This is a genomic window from Bifidobacterium callitrichos (assembly GCF_008698085.1).
Classification (GTDB): Bacteria; Actinomycetota; Actinomycetes; order Actinomycetales; family Bifidobacteriaceae; genus Bifidobacterium; species Bifidobacterium callitrichos.
Genome location: NZ_RZJP01000001.1, coordinates 488,271 through 506,937, shown reverse-complemented (window position 1 = coordinate 506,937; position 18,667 = coordinate 488,271). Strand labels below are relative to the sequence as shown.

The window sequence follows — 18,667 nt, the reverse complement described above, 5'->3', positions numbered from 1 at the left end:
AACGTCATCATCCGGCGACGGACGGATCGATCGCCGGCAGTACGCCGGTCAGCAGCAGAATCGCCACCACGACGGCCAGACCGATGCGGTAGATCGCGAACGCCCTGTAGGAGAACGTCGAGACGAACTTCAGGAAGCCGATGATCACGATGTAGCCGACGAAGAACGCCACGATCGTCGCGGCGATCGTCGGACCCCAGCCCGGCCAAGCCGCGCCGCCGATCGCCGCGCACGCGTCGGCGGCCTTGGTGGCGGCGCACTCGTTCACGTCCTTGATCGCGGAGACGGACTCGAGGATGCCCGCGCCGAACACGGCCGGGATGGCCATCAGGAAGCTCACACGCACGGCCGCCTCGCGGGTGTAGCCCATCGCACGGCCGAAGGTGATGGTGCCGCCGGAGCGGGAGACGCCGGGAATCAGGGCGAGCATCTGGCCCACGCCGAAGATGATGGCGTCCTTGACGGTCATCTGGCTCATCGACTTGACCTGCTTGGCGCGCGAATCGAAGATCCACAGCAGCACGCCGAACACGGCGAGCACGGTCACCGTGATCCACAGGTTGCGCAGCGTGGTCTCGATGACGTCCTTGAACAGCAGGCCCGCGATCAGGATCGGCATGGTGCCGATGATGATGAACCAGCCCATCTGCGTATCCGGGTTCTTGGCGCCCAGGCGCGATTTGAGATCCGTGCCCTCCTTGCCGAACAGCGAGCCGAACCATGCGCCGAGAATGCGGATGATGTCACGGCGGTAGTACAGAATCACGGCCAGCTCGGTGCCGATCTGGATGATGGCGGTGAACGCGGCGCCCGGATCGGAGCCGATCATCAGATCTCCGATGATGCGGATGTGCGCGCTGGAGGAGACCGGCAGATATTCGGTCAACGCCTGGACGAGACCGAGGAAAATCGCCTGAAAGAAATTCATATCCCTTTACTTACCTTCTATGATCTTCGGGCAAATCGTCAATTGCGGTGTCCACTGTACTCATTGGGGGCTAAGACCACGCTCACGACGGGGGGTATATGTGGATATCCTGCACAATACACACATTGGAGCCGACTATCGTGGGCTACGGAACGTGGCATGGTCGTCGTCACGCACTGCGCGGCCATGGAGAAGCGTAAAAGCAGCATTGAAAGGAGTCGTCATGGACACGTATCGCAAAAGCAGGGCCTTCAGCCCGAAGGGATTCTTCGAATGCGAGGGCAGGGGACTGCAGTGGCTTGGCGAGGCGATGGAGCAGGGCGGCCCCCGAGTCGTCAAGGTGATCGGCTGGGGTGACGACCATCTCGACATCGAACGCGTGCATTCGGCGATGCCGACCGTCAAGGCCGCGCACGACTTCGGCGCGGCGCTGGCTCGGATGCATGACGCCGGCGCACCGCACTTCGGTTCGGCTCCGGCCGGCTACGAAGGCACCTGCTATTTCGGGCCGCTGCAGGACCCGGTGCCGATGGACACCGGCACGTGGGACGACCCCGCCACCTACTTCGCCGAGGGGCGGCTTCTGCCGATGGTCGAGCTCGGCATGCGCCGTGGAGAGCTCGACAGGCAGGACATGGAGCTGACCGAACGAGTCATCGATGCGCTGCCCGATCTGCTGGGACGCGCCGCGAATGACAAGCCGGCGCGCGTGCACGGCGACCTGTGGAGCGGCAACGTGATGTGGACCGCGGATCGCGGATACAGCGAGGCGGTGCTCATCGACCCGGCGGCTCATGGCGGGCACCGCGAGGAGGATCTCGCCATGCTGGGTCTGTTCGGCATGACCTATCTGCGTGACATCCTCGACGGCTACCAGTCCGTGCATCCGCTCAAGGCCGGATGGGAGGAGCGCATGACGCTGTGGCGTCTGTATCCGATCGCCGGGCACTGTGTGTTCTTCGGCGGAGGATATGTGAGCGAATATCGCTCGATGTGCCGTTCGCTGCTCGGATGATCAGAACCTCTGATCAGAGGTTCTTGAGGAAGTCCTCGGCTTCCTTGACCAGTTGTTCGGCCTGGGCGGGGTTGGCGGCGGCGGTCCGGCGGGCCTCCTCGGCGGCGTCCCAGTCCCGCTCGAGGTGATGCACGTACTCGGCGAGCTGGTCGCTGCAGTGCAGCAGCATCGACGCCTTGGCCTCCCAGACGCGGGTCTCGGCCTCCAGATCGCCGGTATCGAACGTAAGGCCCAGCTCGTCGCCCAGACGATCGAGCAGCGCTAGTGTGGCCTTCGGGCAATCGTCGTTGCCGGTGTACTGGGGAATGGACGCCCACAGGGACGTGGTGTCGAACGACTGCTCGCGGGCCATGTCGTCGAGCACCGTGGGAATGCCGACCGGACCCGTATAGCCCTCCGAGGGATTCTCGACTTCGAGATCGTGGGAGACATCCACCGGTACCGGGCGCGTATGCGGGCAGTTGGCGAACATCGAGCCGAGCGTTACGATATGGTCCACGTCAAGCTCGTCGGCGATGTGCAGGCTCTGACGGCAGTACTCGCGCCACCGGTAGTTGGGCTCGGGCGCGATCTGCGCGAAGATGCGACGCGTGGGGGAGATGGTGATCTCGTAGAACGTGGTCTGCGGCCATATGATGCGCGGTGAGCCGAGCGCCCGGCAGAGCATCGGGCGCGACACCTGATAGTCGTAGTAGCCGTCGCAGCTGATGTGCCTGATCTCGCGGGCGTCGTACCGGTCCACCAGATGACGGACCGTGTTCGTGGCGGCCTGGCATGCGTCATTCCAACCTTCGAATGCCGCGATCAGCACATTCGGATGTTCGTCTCGTTCTTCGCTCATACCTCCTACAGTAACCGGCGAATGTGTCGGAAAGGGCGGTTTCATGCGGTTTTCGCCGTGGGCGTTCCCATATGTTCCCGACCCGTTCTCCTGCCGATCAGGAGCGCGACACGCCGTGCTTGCAAAACGGAAGGATGTCGTTATAGTAGTTACTCGTGCTTCGGCGGGAACAACCGCTGGAAATCACGCGGACATAGCTTAGTTGGTAAAGCGCAACCTTGCCAAGGTTGAGACCGCGGGTTCGAGTCCCGTTGTCCGCTCTAAGGTCCGAAGAGTTGACGAACCTTACGGTGGGTTAGCCAAGCGGTTAGGCAGCGGCCTGCAAAGCCGTATAGACGAGTTCGACTCTCGTACCCACCTCTCGGACGGCTGATGTACATCGGCCGAATGACATGCAGGCCCGGGCGGTTGGCGCAGTGGTAGCGCACTTCCCTGACACGGAAGGGGTCACAAGTTCGAATCTTGTATCGCCCACGAAACCGGTTTTCCGGCGGATATAACTGAATACCGAAGTAATTCGGGCGATTGGCGCAGCGGCTAGCGCACTTCGTTCACACCGAAGGGGTCGTAGGTTCGATTCCTACATCGCCCACTGGAATCCCGCTTCTCACGGCGGGAATCCTATGCGGACATAGCTTAGTTGGTAAAGCGCAACCTTGCCAAGGTTGAGACCGCGGGTTCGAGTCCCGTTGTCCGCTCCATCATAACCCCGCTTCAAGCGGGGTTTTTCTGTTTGCACAGAGTTCTGTTTGTGAAGATTTTCGCAGGCTTCATCCACATTCTCCGTTCGACTGGACTCCTCCCGGTCTTCGTGTGCATCGTGGACGGGACCATCCATCGATGGGGACCATCCATCACGTGGCAAAGGAGCCCGATTATGAACACCATGAACCCATTGCGTCGTGCATACGACGCATGCAAAGCATATATGACGCGAGCAGGTCGCGATCGTCGCGATCGTCGAGGTCGACCGGATAAGAGGAACGACGAACGTCGACGCCGCGGAGAACGTCGGTATCACGGATCCGGTCCGAATCGCGGTCCCGGTGGAGGAGACAATGCAGGAGGCATGGGCCCCAGACGACGTCTCATGGCGGCAATGCTGACGGCAACGGGGATGATGGCGCTGATGATGACGACGATCCCGGCCGGCGACATCGCACTGGCGAATGCGGCATCATTCGGCATCTCATCCGGCGATGGCGATGACATCGGCGATGACATCGGCAGCGCCAATGGTGCGTGCCGCGTGGGCATGGCCTGGCCGGTGGATGCGCCCGTAGCCGTTGTCCCGTTCGATGCTCCCGACAGCCCATGGCTCGCCGGACATCGCGGCATCGATCTGGAGGCTCAGGAGGGGGATCGGCTGATCGCCCCGGCGCGGGGCGTCATCGCGTTCGCCGGTCAGGTCGCCGGCAAGCAGGTGGTCAGCATCCGCACAGACGACGGTCTCACCCTCACCTTCGAACCGGCGTCCACCGATCTGCCGGTCGGCACGGCGGTGACCCGCGGCGAGCCGTTCGGTCAGGTGGCGGTGGCGTCGGACCACTGCCATGACGGCTGTCTGCACTGGGGTATTCGTCGAGGCAGACGCGACTATCTCGATCCGCAGCCGTTGACAGGCAGGCGACGCATCGGTCTCAAACCGGCCGTCCTTCCGTCGGGCTGGCTACAATCGGGGACGAAGCATTAGGTACAACTCGTAGGGGAGCATATGATCAAGGAATACCTGCGGCCGTTGGAACAGCCGATCGACACCGACGGTAATCTGTTCTCGATCCTCGATGACCGCGCCGCGCGTACGCCGGACAAGTCGCTCGTCGAATACAAGGATCCGAAGACCGGTGAATGGAAGTCGTTCACCGCCGTCGAATTCCGCGACAAGGTCATCGCACTGGCCAAGGGGCTGATCGCGCGCGGCGTCATGCCCGGCGACTGCGTGTCCGTGATCTCCAAGACCCGTTGGGAGTGGACCGCGCTCGACATGGCCATCATGTCCATCGGCGCGCTCACCGTGCCGGTGTACGAGACCAACTCGTCCGTGCAGGTGAGCACGATCTTCAACGATTCCAATGTGAAGATGGCCTTCGCCGAGAACGACATGCAGCGCGACAAGATCGAATCCGTGCGCGATCGCTGCCCGGATCTGGGTGACGTGTACGTCATCGATTTCGGTGCGCTCGATACCATCGAGGAATACGGCAGGACCGTCACCGACGCGGAGTTCCGCGAACGCGAGCAGGCGGTGCGCGGCACCGATCTGGCGACCATCGTGTACACGTCCGGATCCACCGGAACGCCGAAGGGCATCGAGCTGAGCCATGGCAACTTCCTGTTCATCACCTATTCCGGCGTGCGTTCGATGCCGGACATCGCGATGCCGGAATACGCGCGTCTGTGGCTGTTCCTGCCTCTTGCGCACGTCTTCGCCCGGTACATGCAGTTCTTCTGCTTCGCCGGCAACGTCACGCTGGGCCTGTCCGGCAACCTGAAGACGATCCTGGCCGACTTCGCCGCGTTCAAGCCGACGTTCATCCTCGCCGTGCCGCGCATCTTCGAGAAGATCTACAACGCCGCCTCGCAGAAGGCAGGCGCGGGTCTCAAGGGCCGCATCTTCGCGGGCGCCACCGGCGTTGCGCGTGAGTGGAGCGTCGCTCAGCAGTCCGGGGAGCCGATCCCGTTCTGGCTGGGCGTCAGGCACGCGGCGTACTCCAAGCTCGTCTACAAGTCGATCATGCAGGTGTTCGGCGGCCACGTCGAATACGCGGTGTGCGGCGGCGCTCCGCTCGACAAGTCGATCGCGCACTTCTTCAACGGCATCGGCCTGCCGCTGCTCGAGGGCTACGGCATGACCGAGACCTGCGCGCCGGCCTCCGTCAATCCGACCTCCGGCTATAGGATCGGCACGATCGGCCTGCCGATGCAGGGCACCGCGGTCGGCATCGCCGAGGACGGCGAACTGTGCATCAAGAGCCCGGCCGTGTGCGTCGGCTACCACAACCATCCGAAGATCACCGCACAGCAGATCGTCGACGGCTGGCTGCACACCGGCGATCTGGGATCGCTTGACGACGACGGCTTCGTCACCGTGACCGGCCGCAAGAAGGACCTCATCATCACGGCCGGCGGCAAGAACGTCAGCCCCGGCGAGCTGGAGGCGTCGGTGATGACCTCGCCGGTCGTCAACCAGTGCGTGGTCGTCGGTGACCGCAAGCCGTTCATCGCCGCGATCATCGCGCTCGATCTGGCCGAGACGAACGCATGGCTGGAATCGCAGGGTGCCGCACCGTGCAGGGATCTGGCCGAGGCCTCGAGGAACCCGATCGTGCACGCGGAGGTCGAACGTGCCGTCAACCAGGCCGACGAATTGGTCTCCCGCGCGGAATCGATCCGCAAGTTCGAGATCGTGCCCGACGACTTCACCGAGGACAACGGTCTGGTCACCGCGTCGATGAAGGCCCGCCGCGAGGCGATCACCGAACGCTATCGCGACCTCATCGACAACGTGATCTACGCCGGCAAGCGCTGAATCGCAAACAACAAAGCCCCCTCGTCATCCACGAGGGGGCTGTCGTATGGAAGACCGCCGACCGTCACTGACGCGGGGCGGTCTTCTTCGTATACATCTGCGTGGCGAGCAGCGTGGCGTAGCGCTTGATCACCTTCGGGCGGATGACCTTCAGAGACGCGGTCATCAGTCCGTTCTCCTGCGTGAACTCCTCGGGCAGGATGATGAACTTGCGCACGGACTCGGCGCGGGAGACTCCCTCGTTGGCCTGATCGACCCACTTCTGCACTTCGGCGCGCACGGCCGCGTTGTTGGCCGCGTCCTCCATCGACATGTTGCGGTCCAGTCCCTTGGCCTCGAGCCACGGGCGCAGCGTCTCCTCGTCAAGCGTGATCAGCGCGGAGATGAACGGACGCTTGTCGCCCAGCACCAGCGCCTGCGAGACGATCTCACAACGCTGGATGACCTCCTCGATCGGACCGGGCGCCACGTTCTTGCCGCCGGCGGTGATGATGAGATCCTTCTTGCGTCCGGTGATGTACAGGAAGCCGTCGTTGTCGAGTCGGCCCAGATCGCCGGTCATATGCCAGCCGTCCGGCGTGAACGCGTTTTCGGTGGCCTCGTCGTTCTTATGGTAGCGATGGAACACCACCGGGCCGGCCACCTGGATCTCGCCGTCCTCGGCGATGCGAAGCCTGAAGCTCGGGAACGGAATGCCGACCGAACCCTCGTGGAACGGCACGCCCAGCGGGTTGAACGCGCACGGGGCGGTCGTCTCGGTCAGACCGTAACCCTCGTACACCGGCACGTTCGCGCCGCGGAAGAAGGCGAGCAGCTCGGGGTCGAGCGGCGCGCCGCCGGTGACGATCCAGCGCATGCGGCCGCCGAGCACCTCGCGCAGCGACTTGTAGACGATCGGGTCGAAGGAGGAGCGGCGCATCGCGGTGAGTGCACTGGCCTTGCCGTTCTCGCTGATCTCCTTCATGTACTTCTGCGCTGAGGTCACGGCCGCGGCGAACAGCATGCCCTTGGCGCCATGGCCGGCCTTCTGCGAGGCTGCGTTGTACACCTTCTCCAGCACGCGCGGCACGACGATCATCACGGTGGGCTTGGCGACCTGCAGGTCGGTGAGCAGCGTCTTGATGCCGGTAGCGATGTAGATGCGCAGATTGCTGGCCACGCAGATGTAGTTGATCGCACGGGCGAACGTGTGCGCCTGCGGCAGGAAGAGCAGGATGGATCCGTGCTTGTCGTTCTTGAGCAGGTCGGGCATGTAGTCGCGCAGATTGAACGCATCGGTGCAGTAGTTCTCGTGGGTCATCTCGACGCCCTTCGGAGCGGAGGTGGATCCGGAGGTGTAGATGATCGAGCACAGGTCGGTCTTGCGCAGGGAGTCGATGCGCTCGTCGAGCTCCTCGTCGCTCACCGAATCGCCGTATGCGGCGATCTCGTCGAGGCCGCCGGTCTCGATGCATACGATCTGCTCGAGCGAGGGGCAGTCCTCGATCGCCCCGTCCGCCTTGTCTCGCATCGCCGTGTCCTGGACGATGAGCAGACGGGCGTCGGAGTTGTTGACGATGTTGCGGATCTGCTCGGCCGAATCGGTGTCGTAGATGGAGGCGAGCACGCCGCCGCACGCCATGATCGCCGCGTCGGCCAGATCCCACTCGTAGGAGGTGCGGCACATGAACGCGACCGCATCGCCCTTCTTCAATCCGTAATGCAGCAGGCCCTTGGCCACCTTGCGCACTTCGACGAGGAACTCGTTGGCGGTCTTCGAGACCCACTCGCCGTTTTCCTTGTATGTGTACAGCGGCTCGTCGCCCATGCGACGCGCACGGTCCTCGTAGATGCTGTAGATCGTCGTGTGGTCGTCGAGCGGCGGATTGCCGGCGGTCTCGGCGGTGAGCAGACCGGTCTTCTCGTCGATGAAGGTGGTGGTCGGGTATCCCGGGCCCCACTCGTCGGTGTGGGGCAGGGTGATGTTCTCCTCGCGGGAGATGCCCTCTTGGGCCTCGTCCTCGGAGACGTAGTCGGGCTCCATGCCCGAATCGTCGCCCACCGGGTGCACGAAATCGGTGCCGAGACGCAACGCCTTCCGCGTGATGTTCGTGGTCTGCTGTTTCAACGTGGAGAAAACCGACACGTGACGCTCCTTGCCAATGCTGCTATGTCCTGTCTCAACCAAGCCAGTGTAGCCGTCACGTCGCGACACGTCACCTTACGGTAGCGTAGGGAAAATGCCGGGGGAAAGCCCGTTTGTCGGATGATATCCGGGCGCGGCGCGCTTTTTCGATTACACTGGTCAGCGTATGGCCAGTTATGGTGCTGGCCTAAAGCCAATGTCAGAAAGGGCTCTCATGGCTGGAAGCAAGGAAGCCACGGTGGCTTTCGGTGTGCTCAGCGAGACGTCGGATGTCGAATCCCGCGTCGCGCTGACCCCGGATATCGTCACCAGACTCGGGCGGAGCGGGGTCTCCTGCCTGATCGAAGGCGGCGCGGGTGCCGCCGCGCACTATACGGATGATGATTACGCGAAGGCGGGGGCGACCGTCGCGACGCGGGACGAGGTGATCGCCGGAGCCGATGCACTCGGATTCGTCGACAGGCCGGACGCCGACGTGCTCGCACGTCTGCGTGAGGGCCAGTGGGTGATCGGCATGCTCGGCTCGTTCACCGATGCCGAATACGTCGCTGCGCTCGAGAACGCGGGCCTCGTCGGTGTGGCCATGGAGAAGCTGCCGCGTCAGCTCTCCAGTGCGCAGTCGATGGACGAGATGACCTCCCAGAACTCCGTGATGGGCTACAAGGCCGCGATCCTCGCCGCCGACGCCTACGGTTCGTTCCTGCCGATGATGACCACCGCCGCAGGCACGATCCGCCCCGCCAAGGCGCTCGTGCTCGGCGCCGGCATCGCCGGTCTGCAGGCCATCGGCACGCTGCGTCGTCTCGGTGCGGTCGTCACCGCCTACGACGTGCGTCCCGCCTCCAAGGGCGAGGTCGAGTCGCTGGGCGCGAAGTTCCTCGATCTGGGACTCGACTTCTCCAAAGGACAGGGCGAAGGCGGCTACGCGCGCGCCCTGACCCCCGAGGAGCAGGCGCAGCAGCAGGCCGCCGTCGATGAGAAGGCCGCCGGCTTCGACATCGTCATCACCACCGCGAAGGTTCCGGGCAGGAAGCCCCCGGTGCTGCTCACCAAGGCCGGCGTCGACGGGCTCAAGCGCGGTGCCGTCATCGTCGACTGCGCGGCATCCGATCTCGGCGGCAACGTCGAGGGATCCGCGGTCGGCACGCACGTGACCGACGGGGGAGTCACCATCATCGGCGCACCGTATCTGGCTTCCGGCGTGGCTACCACCGCGTCCAACCTGCTCGCACGCAACGTGGCCGACGTGCTCGCCCACTTCGTGCGCGACGGCAGGCTGACGCAGGACCTTCATGAGGAGCTGGACTCCGCGCTGATCGTGGCCGGGCGCGCCGAGGCGCCGACGCCCACGGCGTCCGGAGCATCCGCGGCGGAAGAGAAGAAGTAAAGGAAGGGGATAAGGATGCCTACGCTCGTCGTTTCCATCACACTGTTCGTACTCGCCCTGCTCATCGGCATCGAGGTGATCGGCAAGGTGCCCGCCACCCTGCATACGCCGCTCATGTCCGGAGCGAACTCCATCCACGGCATCGTCATCGTCGGCGTCGTGATCGTCGCCGCCGAGGCCAACTCGCCGCTCGCCTACGCGTTCATCTTCCTCGCCGCTGTACTCGGCACGATGAACGTCGTCGGTGGCTACGTGGTCACCGATCGCATGCTCGAGATGTTCAAGTCCAACAAGAAGAAGGGGGAGGAGAAGTAAATGGCCTCCGCAACCGTGGGAACCATCGACATCGTCGCATGGTTCGTCTATCTGTTCTCCGCCGTCATGTTCGTGGTGGGTCTGCACTTCATGAACTCGCCCAAGACCGCGCGCAAGGGCAACCAGATCTCCGCGTTCGGCATGGTCGTCGCCGTGCTCATGGCGTTCATCGTGCTGTTCGCCAAGGGCTTCATCAACACGATCGCCGTCGTCGTGCTCGTCGTCGGCATCGCCATCGGCGCGATCGCCGGCGTCGTGTCCGCCAAGAAGGTCAAGATGACCGACATGCCGCAGCTCGTCTCCGTGTTCAACACGGTCGGCGGCGGCGCGGCCGCTCTCGTGGCCTTGAACGACATCCTCACCAAGGAGGGGCTGCCGGACATCGTGGTGCTCATCACCGCCGGCCTCGGCATCCTCATCGGCTCCGTGACGTTCACCGGCTCGCTCATCGCCGCCGGCAAGCTGCAGGGCATCAGGTGGGTCAAGAAGCTCGCCCTGCCCGGCAAGGGCGTGTGGAACGTGCTGTTCGCCGTGCTGTCCATCGCGGCACTCGTCATGCTGTGCGTCCAGCCCGAGCAGCGACTCCTGTGGTCGATCCTGACCACCGTGTTCGCCCTCGCCTACGGCCTCGTGTTCGTCATCCCGATCGGTGGCGCCGACATGCCGGTCGTCATCTCCGTGCTCAACGCCTGCACCGGTACGGCCGTGGCCATGTCCGGTCTCGCCATCGACAACGTGGCTCTGATCGTCGCCGGTGCGCTCGTCGGCTCGGCCGGTGTGACCCTGTCCATCCTCATGGCCCAGGCCATGAACCGTCCGCTGATCTCCGTCCTCGCCGGCGGCTTCGGCGGCGGCTCGGGTGCCGCGGCCGCGGGCGAGGGCCCCGAGGGCACGATGAAGGAGACCACGCCGGACGACCTCGCCGTCCAGCTCGTCTACGCCGAGAAGGTCATCTTCGTGCCCGGCTTCGGTCTGGCGCAAGCGCAGGCGCAGCGCGAACTCGCCGACCTTGGCGAACTGCTCAAGGCTCACGGCGTCGAGGTCTCCTACGCCATCCACCCGGTGGCCGGCCGTATGCCCGGCCACATGAACGTGCTGCTCGCCGAGGCCAACGTGCCCTACGAGGAGCTGGTGGACCTCGAGGAGATCAACCCGCAGTTCCCGCAGGCCAACGTGGCCTTGGTCGTCGGCGCGAACGACGTGACCAACCCGGCCGCGCGCCGCCCCGGCACCCCGGTCTCCGGCATGCCGATCCTCGACGTCGACAAGGCGCAGAACGTGGTCGTCATGAAGCGCGGCCGCGGCATGGGCTACGCCGGCATCCAGAACGAGCTCTACTTCGAGGACAACACGCAGATGCTGTTCGGCGACGCGAAGAAGAGTCTGCAGGCCGTCATCGCCGCCGTCAAGGAGCTGCTGGCGTAGGGGAGGCTGTGCACGTCCTGCGTGCCGCATCAGATTCGAAGCATGCGGCTTCGCCTGCGTGCGGCACTAGAGACGCGTGCATCCATGCCATGCTTTCTCCCACTCGTGGGACTCAAGCGGGACTCAACGCGACTGCAGCCGGATTCGGCGTTGAGTCCCACGGAATACCAAATGAGGCTAGAGAAATAGGCCGGTAGTCGATCACAGCGTGTGGCGGAACGGGGGAGCGGGGAGGGCGTCGCCGTTGAACAGTGGAGCGGGACCCCAACTGCGCCACGCGTAGCGCACCTGCGTGGGTCGGTCCACCTGCTCGGTTCGCACGGTGATGGTGCCGTGCTCGACGTCGATGGTTGCCTCGGCTGGATGGAAGTCGCCGTCGGCGTCCGCCAATTCGAAGCCCGATTCCGCCGCGTCACGGTGGAATCGGGAATATGTAACGCCCATATCCGCCCCGACTTCGGCCGTATTTGACGCCGCCGGCGCGGTGGTGGCGATGTCGTGTCCGAATGTGCCTGGCACGGTGCCGTCGAAATGCAGTCCTGTGGCGTGACTGTAGCGCAATGTCACCGCTGCGCCCTCGCATTTGCCGTCACGTGCGGCGCTGCCGCTTGCGTTGTCGTCGGTCTCGGCCGCGGCGTGCACGACGACGGACGTGACCTCCGGTCCATCGACGGCGATGTCGCCGCGGTCGTATATCTCGTGCAGCGCGCAATCGGCCAGACGCTCGCCCGGCGTGCGCTTGTCGGTGGGGTGGAGATTATCGAACTCGCCGCAGTCGATCAACGTGATCATGGACACGCCTGAGATCGTGCGCGCCGCGTCTTGCTGTGCCTCGCGGATCAGCGGCCAACGCAGCGGGTCATTGCCGGCCGCGGCCGTCGCCTTGTCGATCCACTGCGGCAACTGCACGATAAGGAACGGCAGCGGCTTGCCGTTCGCGTTCCCCTCATCCGATCCCGCGCCGGGAACCGTCCACAGCCCACGCCATTCGTCGATGAGCATGCCCAGCAGATGACGGTAGCTTTCAGGGCAACCCTCATCCGACTCGCCCTGATACCATAGGAATCCCGCGATGCCATACGGTGCGACCCGCTCGACCATCGTGCCGTACGCGCCGGTCGGGCGCCACTGTGAGGTCGGCGTTTCCGGCGGCGGCCACGGGCATTCACCGTACTGCGCGGTCAGCTTCTCCCACGCCACACCCGGATCCGCCTTGCGCGCCGTGTCGATGTCGTGATTCCACTGGTCGAACTTCGTCTGCCACGCTTCGGTTTCGGCTCTGAACTGCTCGTCCGTTTTGCCTGCGATCGCCGCGTCGAACCGCTCCAGATAGTCGCGTCCGGCCTTGCACTGTTCCACGCTCGATCGACTCATCCACGCCGTAATCGACGTGCCGCCGATATAGCAGTCCACAACGCCCACCGGCACGTTTGGGCCGAGTTCGGCGCGCAGCTTCCGCGCGAAGTAGTAGCCGATCGCGGACATCGACCCGCTGGTGTCCGGTCCGGCGACCTGCCAGCGGGCGTGACGCTCGAGTTCCTCGCTGACGACACCGGTTTTCGGCGTGTTGTAGAAGCGCAGCAGCGGGTCGGCGCTCGCGGCGATGGCCGCGTCCGCGCCTGCGCTGGAATGCAGTTCGAGCTCCATGTTGCTTTGTCCGCCGGCGAGCCACACTTCGCCCACGACCACGCGACGGTAGACGAGCGTCACGTGGTCGCCCGACGAGGTGATTTCCAGCCGGTACGGCCCGCCTGCCTCCACCGCGGGCAGCAGCGCCAGCCAGTCGCCGTGTGCGTTGACGACGGCGGTCGCTTCGGCAACGCACACGGCGGCCGTCCCGGCAACGTCAGTTGCTGCCGACTCGCCCGATTCCTCCTCGGTCAGCCGCACACGCACGTCGATGCCGGGCTTACCGGTGCCGAATACGGGGATCGGGCGTCGTCGTTGCAGCACCATGTCATGCGAGAAGATGGCAGCGGCACGCAACGCGTCCGTGCCCAGCGGTTTCGCGTCGTTCGCCGCGTCGCCGTGATCGTTTAATCCGGAAAGGTTGGCGCCGGGCGCAGGTCCGGTGACCAGAGCAGTGGTTTCGGTCATGATGATCCTTAGAGGATGGGTAGGGTGTGATTGGTTGATGTGGAGTATCCGTCGTTCAGTCCGGCCCGTTCGATCAGTCTTGCCAGACGCCCTCGCCGAGGGATTCGATGAAAGCGGTCAATTCTCGCGCCATCTCCTCATGCTCGGCGACGCGCGGGTGGCCCGGCGTGGCCGAACCGTTACGCGTGAACAGGAAATGATGGGCTACGGCGGGGGTGGCGGCGTCGCGCACGGCGCCGATCTCGTCGTTCGTCGTGCCGTCGGCAACGGGTGCATCACTTTCGGCGAACTTGCCATACGCTGCGCTGACCGGCGCATCCGGAGCAGCGTTGAACGCGCGCACCGCCTCGTCGATGGCGCGATCCCACGCCGGATCATGCTGCAGCACCGTGGTGAGGCACACGATGACGGCCTTCGGATAACGCGCATGCAGCGACTTGAGGAAGTCGACGTAGCGCGTACGCCAATGCCGCGCGCGCTCGCCGTCGTAATCGGAGGCCATGAAATCGTCGGGATGCGCGTCGTTCTGCCCGATCGCGACGACCACGACGTGCGGCGTGTACCGGGAGAAATCCCACGGCTTCGATTCGCCGAGCGCGGGGTTGTACTGGATGCAGTCCCACGCGCTTTCCTGCCCCACGTAGTCAGGGCCCGCGAACCAGCCGATGCCGTCAAGCAGCGAAATGCCGCCCTGCGAAGTGTCATGCAGCTGCGCGCCGAGATTGCGTGCGGTGATGGCCGCATACGAGTACCACGCGTTGCTGTATCCGCTCAGGTCCGCGGCCGGGTCGAGCCTGCCGACGTACAGGGATGCCTCGTTACGCTCGCCGCAGGACACGGAGTCGCCGAACACTTCGATGCGTCGCGTCGGTTCGGGTGTCGCCGGCGGCAGGATGGTTGCGCCCGCGTCCAGCCTGTAGTCGAGCACTTCGAGGTAGTGCATGCCGTCCTGCCGTTTGAACAGCGTTACCTCGTGTTCGATGTCCGGCAGCCGGTCCGCCAGGGTCACGGTAACCGGTCCATACGTTGGCGCGGTGCCGCTTGTGTCGGCCGCGACGTCCGCTTGCGCGGCGTCGTCGGCCTCGACGGCGGTTGCCGGCGCCGCGTCCGTGCCCTCGCTGGTGCTGCTGTTGGGCATGTCGTTCGCGCCGATGAAACCGGAGGGGATGCGTACGGCGGTCTGCACGCCGTCGATGACGACGCCGAGTTTGGTGTCTCCATAGTTCCAATGGTTGACGACAGTGACGCTGAGCGAGGTTCCGGTGAAGCGGAAGGAAACCTGCGTGTAGGGGTACACCCACACCGGTCGGGTCGGGTCGGTCAGGTCGATGCGGCCCATGGCGCGCAACGCCGGATGATCGGGACTGATGATGGTGCGGTCGCCGTCCCGTGTGACATCCGCATCGGCGGCGGAAGTGGAAACGTCCGTAAAAGCGATCGTGTCTGGTAGGTGTGACATGGCGATTCGTGGCTCCTCGTTGACTGAATCGATGCGGTTCTAGGTCTTTTCCCGGTTCCTTCGATGCGACGTGGGCGTGAAACGCTTGCGCTCGCAACGCCTTAACCGGTTCATGTTTTTATGATACACTACTGCCGGACGGACCGACACCCGGCCGTTACCACAGCAATCACATACGCACCTGACGTCAGGCCGATGAAGGCCTCGACGACGCATAACCCCAAGAAAGGACATGGCAATCATGCGATTCCCCGAAGGATTCCGATTCGGCACGGCCACCGCCTCCTACCAGATCGAAGGTGCCGCAAAGGAAGGCGGGCGTACCCCTTCCATCTGGGACACGTTCTCGCACACCCCTGGAAAGACGGTCAACGGCGATACCGGCGACGTGGCCTGCGACTCCTACCATCGCTGGCGCGAGGACATAGCCCTGCTTGCTGACCTCGGCGTCAACTCCTACCGTTTTTCGGTGGCCATGCCGCGCGTGCTGCCCACGGAGGACGGTCCGGTGAACGAGGAGGGCCTCGACTTCTACGAGCGCATTGTTGATGAACTGCTCGCCAAGGACATCGAACCCACGGTGACGCTCTACCATTGGGACCTGCCGCAGTATCTGGGCGACAAAGACGGCTGGCTGAACCGTTCCACCGCCTATAAACTCGCCGATTACGCCGGTGTCGTGGCCCATCGTCTGGGCGACCGCGTGCGGACCTACACCACGCTGAATGAGCCGTGGTGCTCCTCCTACCTGAGCTACGGCGCCACCGAGCATGCGCCCGGCCTGGGGCTCGGTCCAGGCGCCTTCCCCGCCGTGCACCACCTCAACCTCGCGCACGGCCTGATGGCGCAGGCCGTACGCGCCGAAGTCGGCGACCGTTCGGACGTGTCGGTCACATGCAACCTCCAGCTCAACCGCGGTGACGCCGACGCCGTGCACCGCCTCGACCTCATCGCCAACCGTGTGTGGCTCGATCCGATGCTGCGCGGCTACTACCCGGACGAACTGTTCGCCATCACCAAGGGCATCTGCGATTGGGAGTTCATCAAGGACGGCGATCTGGAGCAGATCCACCAGCCGATCGACGTGCTCGGCGTCAACTACTACAACACCTCGCTGCTCGCGATGAGCGACCGGCCGCAGTTCCCGCAATCCACTGCCGCCTCCACCGCGCCGGGCGCCAGTGATGTGGATTGGCTGCCGACCGAGGGGCCGCATACCGCGATGGGCTGGAACATCGACCCGGACGGACTCTACGACCTGCTGATGCGCGTGCACAACGACTACCCGGAGATGCCGCTGATGGTCACCGAAAACGGCATGGCCTGCGACGACCATCTGGTTTCCGAAGCCGATCCCTCCACGGGCGAGACGGTCAAGGCCGTGCACGACGCCGACCGCATCGACTACCTGCGCCGTCACTTCGAGGCCGCCGGCCGTGCAATGGACGCTGGTGTTGATCTGCGCGGCTATTTCGTGTGGTCGCTGCTCGACAACTTCGAATGGGCGTTCGGCTACACCAAGCGTTTCGGCATCGTCTACATGGACTACGAGACGCTGGAGCGCACCCCGAAGGACAGCTTCAAGTGGTACAGGAAGCTCATCGCCGACCGCGCCATCCCGCAGGCGTAGCGCTTCCTTGCGAGATTCCTGAGGGGCGTCGCGGATAAGCGGTTTGGTCCGCATGACAGACGACACGCCGAGTGGCGCAACTTAACCGGTTGAGTTATAGTAAAGGCAACTCAACCGGTTAAGTCACATGATCGGCAAGAGGGACCGGCGAAGCCGCCGGCATAGAGAGAACCAACCAATCGAAAGGATTGACGATGACGTCGAAAGTGAGGAAAGCCCTGCGCCGAACAATCGCCGCGGTGGCCGCGCTTGCCTCCCTGGTGTCCGTCGCGGCCTGCGGCGGGACCTCGTCAAGCACCGCACAGGACGGCACGGTGGTCAGCATCTTCAACGGTACGACGGGTACGTTCAACGAGAATTTCAACCCGTTCTCGCCCACCGCACTCGGCCCCACCCTGGGTGTGATCTACGAGACGCTGTACTGGTACAACCTGGCCGCCGACGAGGATCCGACCCCGATGCTCGCCACCGGCTACGAGTGGAACGAGGATGGCTCCGAACTGACCATCACCACTCGTGAAGGCGTCAAGTGGCATGACGGCGAACCCTTCTCCGCCGCGGACGTGGCGTTCACATTCAACCTGATTCACGACACCCCGGCGCTGAACACCAACGGCACCGCATGCACGGCGGAACTGATCGACGAGAACCACGTCAAGCTCATCTTCCCGACCAAGAACGCCGACGGCACGCCGTTTGATGAGCCGTTCAAGGGTGCCTACATGCAGGAAGGCGGCATCCTCGGCGGTCAGGCCATCGTGCCCGAGCATATCTGGAAGAACGTCAAGGACCCGATGAACTATACGAACGCCAACCCGATCGGCACCGGCGCGTTCAAGCTCAGCAGGTTCACCAACCAGTCCTACAGCTTCTCCGCATTCAAGGACTACTGGAACGGCGCTCCGAAGATCGACGGTGTGCGCTACATCGCCTTGAACGACGCCTCCGCCGCCACCAGCACGCTGATGGCCGGACAGGTCGACTGGATGAGCGCCTACATCCCCAGCTACCAGATGCTGCTCAAGAACTACCCGCGCATCTCGGCCGTGAACACGCCGCGACTGACCACCGTGGTCATGACCTGCTCCAACACCGAAGCCGGATGCAAAGGCCCGCAGACCGACACGGCCGTGCGCCAGGCCATGTACTATGGCATGAACCGCACGCAGCTCAACAAGCTCGCCGGCGCCGGCGCGGGCGCCATCGGCTCGCCAACGATGCTCATGCCGGACCGAGACCGCAAGTGGATCACCGACAAGAACCTCGTCACCACGCCGGAAACCGCGGATCAGGAGAAGGCCAAGCAGATCCTCGAGGACGCCGGCTGGAAGATGGGCGACGACGGCTACCGCTACAAGGACGGCGTCAAGCTCAGCATGACCATCCAGACCGTGGCCGGCTGGTCCGACTACATTCTGATCAACGACACGTTGAAGCAGCAGATGAAGCCGCTGGGCGTCGAGATCATCTCCACGCAGATGGCATGGAACCAGTGGAACGAAAACGAGCAGAAGGGCAACTACCAGCTCTCCCTTGACTCGCTGGGCTTGGGTGTCACCGCTGACCCGTACTACACGTACAACCCGCGCTACAGCTCCCTGCAGATGGCCAAGGTGGGTGAGACCTCCGGCGGCCAGAACTACGCCCGCTACTCGAACCCGAAGGTCGACGATGCCATCGAGGCCGCCGCCGGCACGGAGGACGAGGCCGAGCGCAAGGCGCAGTATGCGATCGTGCAGAAGGAGATCGCGAACGACGTGCCCTACATCCCGGTCTACATCAACTCGATGCTCACCGAATTCAACGACTCCAAGGTGACCGGCTGGCCCACCGAGGACAACATGTACGCGCTGCCCGCAGCTTGGAAGGCGTGGGACATGGGCATCATCCTGCAGCATCTCGAACCGAAGCAGTGA

Annotated in this window: 13 protein-coding genes and 5 tRNA genes; 13 read left to right on the top strand and 5 right to left on the bottom strand. The window is 64.1% G+C overall.

The window, feature by feature from the left end; translation table 11 throughout:
- Positions 1 to 7: 7 nt before the first annotated feature.
- The gene (locus EMB92_RS02260) at positions 8 to 928 is read right to left on the bottom strand and encodes an undecaprenyl-diphosphate phosphatase (protein WP_043163741.1); all 921 of its coding nucleotides are present in this window, start codon (positions 926 to 928) and stop codon (positions 8 to 10) included.
- A gap of 223 nt (positions 929 to 1,151) precedes the next feature.
- Between EMB92_RS02260 and EMB92_RS02255 the strand changes: the two genes are divergently transcribed.
- A complete protein-coding gene (locus EMB92_RS02255) occupies positions 1,152 to 1,943 on the top strand; it encodes a fructosamine kinase family protein (RefSeq protein WP_150393634.1) in 792 nt (263 codons plus the stop codon).
- 13 nt (positions 1,944 to 1,956) lie between these two features.
- Here the strand turns inward: EMB92_RS02255 and EMB92_RS02250 are convergent, their stop codons facing one another.
- Positions 1,957 to 2,784, bottom strand: a complete 828-nt coding sequence (locus EMB92_RS02250) for a PAC2 family protein (RefSeq protein WP_150393633.1) — start codon at positions 2,782 to 2,784, stop codon at positions 1,957 to 1,959.
- A gap of 187 nt (positions 2,785 to 2,971) precedes the next feature.
- On the opposite strand from EMB92_RS02250, the gene EMB92_RS02245 reads away from it, so the two are divergent.
- From EMB92_RS02245 to EMB92_RS02215, 7 genes are all read left to right on the top strand, one after another.
- A tRNA-Gly gene (locus EMB92_RS02245) sits at positions 2,972 to 3,044 on the top strand.
- Between the two features lie 29 nt (positions 3,045 to 3,073).
- Positions 3,074 to 3,144: transfer RNA gene (locus tag EMB92_RS02240), tRNA-Cys, on the top strand.
- Positions 3,145 to 3,186: 42 nt separating this feature from the next.
- Positions 3,187 to 3,258 (top strand) — tRNA-Val (locus EMB92_RS02235).
- Between the two features lie 45 nt (positions 3,259 to 3,303).
- A tRNA-Val gene (locus tag EMB92_RS02230) sits at positions 3,304 to 3,376 on the top strand.
- Positions 3,377 to 3,409: 33 nt separating this feature from the next.
- Positions 3,410 to 3,485, top strand: a tRNA-Gly gene (locus tag EMB92_RS02225).
- A gap of 398 nt (positions 3,486 to 3,883) precedes the next feature.
- Entirely contained in the window at positions 3,884 to 4,477 is a 594-nt protein-coding gene (locus EMB92_RS02220; protein ID WP_223847523.1) for a M23 family metallopeptidase, read from the top strand.
- Positions 4,478 to 4,498: 21 nt separating this feature from the next.
- Positions 4,499 to 6,313 (top strand): AMP-dependent synthetase/ligase, encoded by a 1,815-nt coding sequence (locus EMB92_RS02215; RefSeq protein WP_150393631.1) that lies wholly within the window; start codon positions 4,499 to 4,501, stop codon positions 6,311 to 6,313.
- Positions 6,314 to 6,377: 64 nt separating this feature from the next.
- On the opposite strand, the gene EMB92_RS02210 is transcribed toward EMB92_RS02215, so the two are convergent.
- Positions 6,378 to 8,438, bottom strand: coding sequence for an AMP-dependent synthetase/ligase (locus EMB92_RS02210; RefSeq protein ID WP_150393630.1), 2,061 nt, complete (start codon positions 8,436 to 8,438; stop codon positions 6,378 to 6,380).
- Between the two features lie 214 nt (positions 8,439 to 8,652).
- Here EMB92_RS02210 and EMB92_RS02205 point away from each other — a divergent pair, with 214 nt between their 5' ends.
- Genes EMB92_RS02205 through EMB92_RS02195 form a run of 3 tightly spaced genes read left to right on the top strand, consistent with a single transcriptional unit; the run spans position 8,653 to position 11,565 of the window.
- Positions 8,653 to 9,825, top strand: coding sequence for an NAD(P) transhydrogenase subunit alpha (locus tag EMB92_RS02205; RefSeq protein WP_150393629.1), 1,173 nt, complete (start codon positions 8,653 to 8,655; stop codon positions 9,823 to 9,825).
- A gap of 15 nt (positions 9,826 to 9,840) precedes the next feature.
- A complete protein-coding gene (locus tag EMB92_RS02200) occupies positions 9,841 to 10,140 on the top strand; it encodes an NAD(P) transhydrogenase subunit alpha part 2 (protein ID WP_043163752.1) in 300 nt (99 codons plus the stop codon).
- Positions 10,141 to 11,565, top strand: a complete 1,425-nt coding sequence (locus tag EMB92_RS02195) for an NAD(P)(+) transhydrogenase (Re/Si-specific) subunit beta (protein WP_150393628.1) — start codon at positions 10,141 to 10,143, stop codon at positions 11,563 to 11,565.
- 201 nt (positions 11,566 to 11,766) lie between these two features.
- On the opposite strand, the gene EMB92_RS02190 is transcribed toward EMB92_RS02195, so the two are convergent.
- On the bottom strand, positions 11,767 to 13,662 hold the full coding sequence (locus EMB92_RS02190) for a sialate O-acetylesterase (protein ID WP_150393627.1): 1,896 nt from the start codon (positions 13,660 to 13,662) through the stop codon (positions 11,767 to 11,769).
- 73 nt (positions 13,663 to 13,735) lie between these two features.
- Complete coding sequence (locus EMB92_RS02185; protein ID WP_395951744.1) at positions 13,736 to 15,001, bottom strand: GDSL-type esterase/lipase family protein; 1,266 nt, start codon at positions 14,999 to 15,001, stop codon at positions 13,736 to 13,738.
- Between the two features lie 361 nt (positions 15,002 to 15,362).
- Between EMB92_RS02185 and EMB92_RS02180 the strand changes: the two genes are divergently transcribed.
- Together EMB92_RS02180 and EMB92_RS02175 are read left to right on the top strand one after the other, a co-directional pair.
- Positions 15,363 to 16,751 carry a GH1 family beta-glucosidase gene (locus tag EMB92_RS02180; RefSeq protein WP_150393923.1) on the top strand — a complete coding sequence of 463 codons (1,389 nt, stop codon included), beginning with the start codon at positions 15,363 to 15,365 and terminating at the stop codon, positions 16,749 to 16,751.
- Between the two features lie 194 nt (positions 16,752 to 16,945).
- A complete protein-coding gene (locus tag EMB92_RS02175) occupies positions 16,946 to 18,667 on the top strand; it encodes an ABC transporter substrate-binding protein (RefSeq protein ID WP_150393626.1) in 1,722 nt (573 codons plus the stop codon).

Excerpts from the sequence above, each read along its gene's own strand:
- EMB92_RS02260 (WP_043163741.1), bottom strand. The coding sequence starts at position 928 with ATGAATTTCTTTCAGGCGATTTTCCTCGGTCTCGTCCAGGCGTTGACC.
- EMB92_RS02255 (WP_150393634.1), top strand. The coding sequence starts at position 1,152 with ATGGACACGTATCGCAAAAGCAGGGCCTTCAGCCCGAAGGGATTCTTC.
- EMB92_RS02250 (WP_150393633.1), bottom strand. The coding sequence starts at position 2,784 with ATGAGCGAAGAACGAGACGAACATCCGAATGTGCTGATCGCGGCATTC.
- EMB92_RS02220 (WP_223847523.1), top strand. The coding sequence starts at position 3,884 with ATGCTGACGGCAACGGGGATGATGGCGCTGATGATGACGACGATCCCG.
- EMB92_RS02215 (WP_150393631.1), top strand. The coding sequence starts at position 4,499 with ATGATCAAGGAATACCTGCGGCCGTTGGAACAGCCGATCGACACCGAC.
- EMB92_RS02205 (WP_150393629.1), top strand. The coding sequence starts at position 8,653 with ATGGCTGGAAGCAAGGAAGCCACGGTGGCTTTCGGTGTGCTCAGCGAG.
- EMB92_RS02200 (WP_043163752.1), top strand. The coding sequence starts at position 9,841 with ATGCCTACGCTCGTCGTTTCCATCACACTGTTCGTACTCGCCCTGCTC.
- EMB92_RS02195 (WP_150393628.1), top strand. The coding sequence starts at position 10,141 with ATGGCCTCCGCAACCGTGGGAACCATCGACATCGTCGCATGGTTCGTC.
- EMB92_RS02190 (WP_150393627.1), bottom strand. The coding sequence starts at position 13,662 with ATGACCGAAACCACTGCTCTGGTCACCGGACCTGCGCCCGGCGCCAAC.
- EMB92_RS02185 (WP_395951744.1), bottom strand. The coding sequence starts at position 15,001 with ATGGGCCGCATCGACCTGACCGACCCGACCCGACCGGTGTGGGTGTAC.
- EMB92_RS02180 (WP_150393923.1), top strand. The coding sequence starts at position 15,363 with ATGCGATTCCCCGAAGGATTCCGATTCGGCACGGCCACCGCCTCCTAC.
- EMB92_RS02175 (WP_150393626.1), top strand. The coding sequence starts at position 16,946 with ATGACGTCGAAAGTGAGGAAAGCCCTGCGCCGAACAATCGCCGCGGTG.